Consider the following 8,284-nt stretch of genomic DNA (forward strand, 5'->3'; position numbering starts at 1 on the left):
GGCCACCGGCGGGCGCGGCCCCCGGCTCACCGGGCCCGCCCGGCAGCGGCGGCACCGGTGCGATGACGCCGGCACCCGGCCCGGCCGGCAGCGCCGGGAACCCGCCGGTGTCCTCGGCCACCGCGCGCGGCGGTGCCTGCTGCGGCGTGGGCGCCCCCGGTCCGTACCCGTGCGGCGGCAGTTCGTTGACGTGCAGCGGCAGGTACAGCGTGAACGTCGAGCCGCGCCCGGGCTCGCTCGCCGCATGGATCTCACCGCCCAGCAGCCGGGCGATCTCCCGGCTGATGGACAGCCCGAGCCCGGTGCCGCCGTACTTCCGGCTGGTCGTGCCGTCGGCCTGCTTGAACGCCTCGAAGATCACCCGCATCTTGGTGGAGGCGATGCCGATGCCCGTGTCGGTCACCGAGAAGGCGATCAGGTCGGCGTCCGGGTCGCTGAGCGAGCCCGCCTCCAGCAGCTGCTCCTTGATCGACGCCGGTACGTCGGCCTTCGCCGGACGGATGACCAGCTCGACCGCGCCCGTGTCGGTGAACTTCACGGCGTTGGACAGCAGGTTGCGCAGCACCTGGAGCAGCCGCTGCTCGTCGGTGTGCAGCGTCGCGGGCAGCTCCGGGGAGACCCGTACGGAGAAGTCGAGGCCCTTCTCGGCGGTCAGCGGCCGGAAGGTGGCCTCCACGTAGTCGACGAGCTGGACGAGCGCGATCCGGGTCGGGCTGACGTCCATCTTGCCCGCCTCGACCTTCGACAGGTCGAGGATGTCGTTGATCAGCTGGAGCAGGTCGGATCCGGCGCCGTGGATGGTCTCCGCGAACTCGACCTGCTTCGGGGAGAGGTTGCCGTCGGCGTTGTCCGCGAGCAGCTTCGCCAGAATGAGCAGCGAGTTGAGCGGGGTGCGCAGCTCGTGCGACATGTTGGCGAGGAACTCGGACTTGTAGCGCATGGACACGGCGAGCTGTTCGGCCCGTTCCTCCAGCACCTGCCGGGCCTCCTCGATCTCGGTGTTCTTGACCTCGATGTCGCGGTTCTGCCGGGCCAGCAGCTCGGCCTTCTCCTCCAGCTCGGCGTTGGACTCCTGGAGGGCCAGCTGGCGGCTCTCCAGCTCGTCGGACCGCTCCTTGAGCTGTGTGGTCAGTTCCTGCGACTGCTTGAGCAGGATCTCGGTCTTGCTGTTGACGCTGATCGTGTTGACGCTGGTGGCGATCATCTCCGCGATCTGGTTGAGGAAGTCCCGCTGGATCTGGGTGAACGGCTGGAACGACGCCAGCTCGATCACGCCGAGGACCTTCCCCTCGAACAGCACGGGCAGCACGATCACATACGCGGGCGCGGCCTCCCCGAGCCCGGAGGAGATCTTCAGATAGCCGGGCGGGACGTTGACCTGGATGGTGCGCTTCTCCTCGGCGGCGGTCCCGATGAGGGTCTCGCCGGGCCGGAACGCGGTCGGCATCGCACCGGCGGAGTATCCGTACGCGGCCCGCATCCGCAGCTCGTACGAGCCGTCCTCGTCGCCTCCGGGCTCGGTCCCGCCGCCGGTGGGCACGGCGATGAAGAACGCGCCGTGCTGGGCGGAGACGACCGGGGTCAGCTCGCTCATGATGAGCGAGGCCACGTCGTCGAGGTCGCGGCGGCCCTGCATGAGGCCGGAGATCCGGGCCAGGTTGCCCTTCAGCCAGTCCTGCTCCTCGTTGGCGAGGGTGGTGTCGCGCAGGTTGGCGATCATCGTGTTGATGTTGTCCTGGAGCACCTGGATCTCGCCGGAGGCGTCCACGTCGATCTTCAGGTTGAGGTCGCCGCGGGTCACGGCGGTGGCGACGGCGGCGATGGCCCGCACCTGCCGGGTGAGGTTCCCGGCCATCTCGTTCACCGACTCGGTGAGGTCCCGCCAGGTGCCGTCGACGTCCCGGACCCGTGCCTGGCCGCCCAGGATGCCCTCCGTGCCCACCTCGCGCGCGACGCGGGTGACCTCCTCTGCGAAAGAGGACAGCTGGTCCACCATCGTGTTGATGGTGTTCTTCAGCTGGAGGATCTCACCGCGCGCGTCGATGTCGATCTTCTTGGTGAGGTCGCCCTTGGCGATGGCGGTGGTGACGGCGGCGATCTGGCGGACCTGGCCGGTCAGGTTGGAGGCCATCGAGTTCACCGACTCGGTGAGGTCCTTCCAGGTGCCGGACACGCCCGGCACCCGGGCCTGGCCGCCCAGTTCGCCTTCCGTGCCCACCTCGCGCGCGACGCGCGTGACCTCGTCCGCGAACGAGGACAGCGTCGTCACCATGGTGTTGACGGTGTCCGCGAGTTCCGCGACCTCGCCGCGGGCCTCGACGGTCACCTTCTTCGTCAGGTCGCCGTTGGCGACGGCCGACGACACCCGCGAGATGTTCCGCACCTGCGAGGTCAGGTTGTTGGCCATCACGTTGACGTTGTCGCTGAGGTCCTTCCAGATGCCGGTGACACCCCGGACCCGTGCCTGGCCGCCCAGGATGCCCTCCGTGCCCACCTCGCGTGCCACACGGGTGACCTCGTCCGCGAAGTTGGAGAGCTGGTCGACCATCGTGTTGACGGTGGTCACCAGGTCGAGGATCTCGCCCTGGGCGTCGACGGTGATCTTCTTCGAGAGGTCACCGCGCGCCACCGCCGTGGTGACCTCCGCGATGTTCCGCACCTGGGAGGTCAGGTTGTTCGCCATCGAGTTGACGGACTGGGTCAGGTCCTTCCAGGTGCCGGAGACACCCTGCACCTCGGCCTGGCCTCCGAGGATGCCCTCGGTACCCACCTCGCGCGCGACCCGGGTGACCTCCTCCGCGAAGGAGGACAACTGGTCCACCATCGTGTTGAGTGTGTTCTTCAGCTCCAGGATCTCGCCGCGCGCGTCCACGTCGATCTTCTGCGACAGGTCACCCCGCGCCACGGCCGTGGCGACCTGGGCGATGTTGCGGACCTGCGCGGTGAGGTTCCCGGCCATCCCGTTCACCGAGTCGGTGAGGTCGCGCCACACTCCGGCGACGCCCGGCACCTGCGCCTGACCGCCGAGCCGCCCGTCCGTGCCCACCTCGCGTGCGACCCGGGTCACCTGCTCGGCGAACGCCGACAGCTGGTCGACCATCGTGTTGATGGTGTTCTTCAGCTCCAGGATCTCGCCGCGCGCGTCCACGTCGATCTTCTGCGACAGGTCACCCCGCGCCACGGCCGTCGTCACCTGGGCGATCTGACGCACCTGCGAGGTGAGGTTCCCGGCCATGAAGTTGACGGAGTCGGTGAGTTCCTTCCACGTGCCGGACACCCCGTCGACCCGGGCCTGGCCGCCGAGCCGGCCCTCCGTGCCCACGTCCCGGGCCATCCGCGTGACCTGGTCCGCGAACGACGAGAGCTGCGCCACCATCGTGTTGACGGTGTTCTTCAACTCCAGCATCTCGCCCGCGACATCGACGGTGACCTTCTGCGACAGGTCACCGTTCGCGACCGCCGTCGTCACCTGCGCGATGTCCCGCACCTGACCCGTCAGGTTCCGGAACGCCGTGTTGACCGAGTCCGTCAGGTCCTTCCACGTCCCCGCGGCCCCCGGCACCTCGGCCTGGCCGCCGAGCCGGCCCTCGACCCCGACCTCCCGCGCGACACGGGTCACTTCGGAGCCGAACGCGGAGAGCTGGTCCACCATCGTGTTGACGGTGTTCTTCAGCTCCAGCATCTCGCCGGCCACGTCGACCGTGACCTTCTGCGACAGGTCACCGTTCGCGACCGCCGTCGTCACCTGCGCGATGTCCCGCACCTGACCCGTCAGGTTCCGGAACGCCGTGTTGACCGAGTCCGTCAGGTCCTTCCACGTCCCCGCGGCCCCCGGCACCTGCGCCTGGCCGCCCAGCAGCCCCAGGAAGCCCACCTCGCGCGCGACCCGCGTCACCTCGTCCGCGAAGGTGCGCAGCGTCTCGGTCATCTGGTTGATGGTGTCCGCGAGCTGCGCGACCTCCCCGCGCGCGCTCACGGTGACCTTCTGCGACAGGTCGCCGTTGGCGACCGCCGTCGTCACCTCCGCGATACCGCGCACCTGGGAGGTGAGGTTGCCCGCCATCGTGTTGACGGAGTCGGTGAGGTCCTTCCACACGCCCGCGACGCCCGGCACCTCGGCCTGCCCGCCCAGCTCGCCCTCCGTGCCGACCTCACGGGCGACCCGGGTCACCTCCGAGGAGAACGAGGACAGCTGGTCCACCATCGTGTTGACGGTGTTCTTCAGCTCCAGCATCTCGCCGGCCACATGCACGGTGACCTTGCGGGACAGGTCACCCTTGGCGACGGCCGTGGTCACCAGCGCGATGTCGCGGACCTGGGCGGTCAGCCGGTACGCCATGGTGTTGACCGAGTCCGTGAGGTCCTTCCACGAACCGGACACGCCGCGCACCTGCGCCTGCCCGCCGAGCTTGCCCTCCGTGCCCACCTCGAGGGCGACCCTGGTCACCTCGTCCGTGAACGTCGACAGCTGGTCCACCAGGTTGTTCACGGTCCGCGCGACCTTCAGGAACTCGCCGCGCAGCGGGCGCCCCTCCCCGTCGGGCCGCTCGGAGCGCAGCTCCATCCGCTGCTGGAGGTCGCCGTCCGCGACCGCGGCCAGCACCCGCCCCACCTCGGACACCGGCCGGGTCAGGTCGTCCACCAGGGCGTTCGCCGCCTCGATGGCGCCCGCCCAGGTGCCCTGGCTGACCCCGACCTCCAGCCGCTCGGCCAGCTTGCCCTCGCGCCCGACGACCCGCCGCACCCGCTGGATCTCACCGGTCAGGTGCATCTTGCGGTCCGCGACCTCGTTGAAGACGGCGGCGATCTCCGCCATCGTCCCCTCGCCGGTCACCGTCAGGCGGCGGCGGAAGTTGCCGTCCCGCATCGCCACCAGCGCCGCCAGGAGCCGCTCCAGGGCAGCGGCGTCCACCTCGACGGTTCCGCTGCTCCGGGACCGTCCGCCCTTCGCGCGCGTGCTGCCGCCTCGTGCCGCCACGCCAGACTCCACCGTGTCCCTCCCGCAAGGGTCGACCGTACTGCTCGGGCTCGTACTCGGGTCCTCGCGCTCCGCAGCCGCCGCCGCGGGACCGCCGCCGGGACGCTCCTGCTGCCGCTGGAAGCATTCCCAGTGTTTCATCGCAACCCAACCAGGCGATAACAGATCGGCAGCTTCGCATAACGTCCCCGCACCCGGGGGACGGAAACAGCGGTGACCACCATCCGCCCGGACTGCGAAGGTAAGTAACCTGGCATGCGGCTGTCCAACCGCCCCGGTCCGCCCGGCGGGGGCGGTGAGGAACAACACGACCACCAGGGACCGGGAGGGCTGGCCGATCATGGCGGAGCCGGGCGTCAAGAGGCGTACGAGGAGTTCTGTGATCACCGCGCGGGCGGCTGCCAGTTTCGAACCTGAGGGGCGGTCGGTCGCCGCCGCCCGGGCCTTCGTCCGGGACACTCTCCAGGGCTGGGGATTCACCGACGTCGTCGACGACGCCGTCGTTCTGACCAGCGAACTCGTCACCAACGCCGTGATCCACGCGGGCACCGCCGCCGACGTCCTGTGCCTGCGCACCGACGAAGGCGTACGCATCGAGGTGGCCGACCACTACCCCGAGCGCGAGGTTCCCGTCCAGGGCTCCGGACAGCCCTTCGTCGCCCCCGACCGCGAGAACGGCCGCGGGCTGCTGCTGTGCGCGGCCCTCGCCTCCCGCTGGGGCGTCGAGTACTCCCCCGCCCACAAACACGTCTGGTTCCAGCTCGACCTGCCGGAACGCCCCGTCGGCACCCGCCATGCGGGCCCCGCGCTCCCCCCGGGCCTGCTGCCCGTGGCGGACGAGCGGGTTCGCGTCGCCGTCGTCCAGGTCGATCCCGGCGGTGCCATCGTCTCCTGGAACGACGACGCCGAGCACCTCTTCGGATACGGCTCCGACCAGGTCGTCGGCAAGCATCTGGGCGACTTCGCCGCCTGGCCGCACACCCCCGGCACCGGCACCGGACTGGCCGAGGCGCTTCTGCTGTCCCGCTGGGAGGGCAGTTACGGGCTGCGCTGCTCCGACGGCCGCGTGATCCCCGTGTACGCCTCTCATCTGCGCGTCCGCGACACTCAGGGAGAGCCGTCCACCGTCTGCCTCCTCGTGCGGGACGACGAGCGCGCCGTCCTCCAGACGCCCGCCCGCACCACGACGACCGGCGCCGACAGCCCCGGCGAGGGCCGCGCCCCCGACCCCTTCGACGTGTTCATCGGCACACCCGCCCCCGACGATCTGGACAGCCTCCTCCAGCGCACGGTCGAACGCGCCCGCGACATGCTCGACGGTGACGCGGCGTTCCTCCTCCTGGCCACCGACGACGAGACCGAGCTGGAGGTACGCGCCTCCACCGGTCTCCCGTCCGCCCGCCAGCGCTTCGCCCGCGTCCCCGTCGAGGCAGGAACCTCGCGGTACGCCTCGGCGCGCATGCCGGCCGTCCACGAGGACCTGACGGCCGTCCCCGGAGCCGTACCGCTCCTGACCGGTACGGGGATGCGCTCCGTCGTCACCGTGCCGCTCAAGGTGGAGGGCCGCCTCACCGGATCCCTGGGCGTCGCCGCCGAAGCCGCGGGCCGCTACGCGAACGAGGAGGCCCTGCGCCTCCAGTTCGCCGCCGACCGGATCGCCCTGGCCGTCGAGTCGGCTCGTCTCGGCGAGCTGGAGCGGCTGCGCCGCGGCTCCCTCAGCTTCCTCGTGGAGGCCTCCGACCTCCTCGCGGGCACCCTGGACCGCGACCAGACACTGGCCCTGATGGCTCAGATGACGGTCCCCACACTGGCCACCTGGTGTGCTGTCTATACGATCGCGGACCAGGCCTCGGACCCGTATCTGTCGTATGTCCTCCATGAGGACGAGGAACGCATCGACGGCGTGAAGGAACTGCTGTCCGGCATCGCGCCCCCGGAGCCGGTGCCCACACCCGGCGCCCGCATCTGGAAGGCTCCCGCCGACGCCGCCCACCGCGCCGCCCTGCGCACGTCGATGGACGAACTCGACCAGGACTCCGCGGCCCCGCTCTCCTCCGGCATCAACACGACCCTCGCCACGGCGACCGCCGTGGGCGGCGAGACCGTGGTCCTCCCTCTGGTCGCCCGGAACCGCGTGATCGGCATGCTGACGCTCGGCAAACCGTCCGACGACCACTTCCGCCAGGAGATCCTGGAACTGGCCGAGGACCTGTCCCGACGTGCGGCCCTGGCCCTGGACAACGCCCGCCTCTACAGCGAACGCGTCGCCATCAGCCAGTCCCTCCAGCGCAGCCTCCTCCCGCCGGGCCTCCCCCAGATCCAGAACGTCGAGGTCGACGTGATCTACCGCGCGGCCGGCGAGGGAAACGAGGTGGGCGGCGACTTCTACGACGTGTTCCCGATCCGCGACAGCGCCTACGGCTTCGCCATCGGAGACGTCTGCGGTACGGGGCCGGAGGCGGCGGCCGTCACCGGCCTGGCCCGGCACGCCCTTCGGCTGCTGGCCCGTGAGGGCTTCGGCGGCCCGGCCGTCCTGGAGCGCCTCAACGCCGCCATCCTCGACGAAGGCGCCCGCAGCCGCTTCCTCACCCTCCTGTACGGGGAACTGTGGCCTCAGGAGGACGGCAGCGCCCTGTTGAAGGTGGTCTGCGCCGGGCACCCGCTCCCGCTGCGCCTGCGGCAGGACGGAACGGTCGAACCGGCCGCGGACCCGCAGCCGCTGCTGGGCGTCATGGAGGACCTGGAGCTGTACGAGCAGACCGTCACTCTTGACCCGGGCGACGTGCTGTTGTGTGTCACGGACGGTGTCACCGAGCGCCGGGAGGGCTCCCGCATGCTGGGCGACGAGGGCCTGGCCGAAGTCCTGCGCGCTTGTACGGGCCTGACCGCCGGAGCGGTGGCGGCGCGTGTCCTGCGGGCGGTGGAACGCTTCGCCGCCGAGCCGGCGTCAGACGACATGGCCATCCTGACGATGCGCGTCCCGGAGCCGCACCACCAGTAAGCGTCACGGCGGGCCCTGCGGGCCCGCCGTACTTCCCGTATACGCTCCGGCGCATCTGCCCAGAAACGCAAAAATCCCCCCGCCTGATGGCGGAGGGATTTTGTTTCAGAGCCCCCAAACGGAATCGAACCGTTGACCTTCTCCTTACCATGGAGACGCTCTGCCGACTGAGCTATGGGGGCAGAAGTTCGGCGGTGTCCTACTCTCCCACAGGGTCCCCCCTGCAGTACCATCGGCGCTGAAAGGCTTAGCTTCCGGGTTCGGAATGTAACCGGGCGTTTCCCTAACGCTATGACCACCGAAAC

The 8,284-nt window shown here is 70.3% G+C and carries 2 protein-coding genes, 1 tRNA gene and 1 rRNA gene; 1 reads left to right on the forward strand and 3 read right to left on the reverse strand.

The annotated features are described in order from the left end of the window. Positions 1-4,867 (reverse strand): HAMP domain-containing protein (locus tag I3F58_RS28870; protein WP_240111669.1); only part of this gene is annotated, 4,867 nt, incomplete at its 3' end. A 451-nt stretch (positions 4,868-5,318) separates the two neighbouring features. Between I3F58_RS28870 and I3F58_RS28875 the strand changes: the two genes are divergently transcribed. Beyond that, positions 5,319-7,979, forward strand: coding sequence for a SpoIIE family protein phosphatase (locus tag I3F58_RS28875; protein WP_240111670.1), 2,661 nt, complete (start codon positions 5,319-5,321; stop codon positions 7,977-7,979). Positions 7,980-8,088: 109 nt separating this feature from the next. Here the strand turns inward: I3F58_RS28875 and I3F58_RS28880 are convergent. Both I3F58_RS28880 and rrf read right to left on the reverse strand, forming a co-directional pair. Beyond that, positions 8,089-8,161 (reverse strand) — tRNA-Thr (locus I3F58_RS28880). A gap of 4 nt (positions 8,162-8,165) precedes the next feature. Then, a 5S ribosomal RNA gene (gene rrf / locus I3F58_RS28885) occupies positions 8,166-8,282 on the reverse strand. Positions 8,283-8,284: the final 2 nt, after the last annotated feature.

Source organism: Streptomyces sp. MUM 203J (assembly GCF_022414595.1).
Lineage (GTDB): Bacteria > Actinomycetota > Actinomycetes > Streptomycetales > Streptomycetaceae > Streptomyces.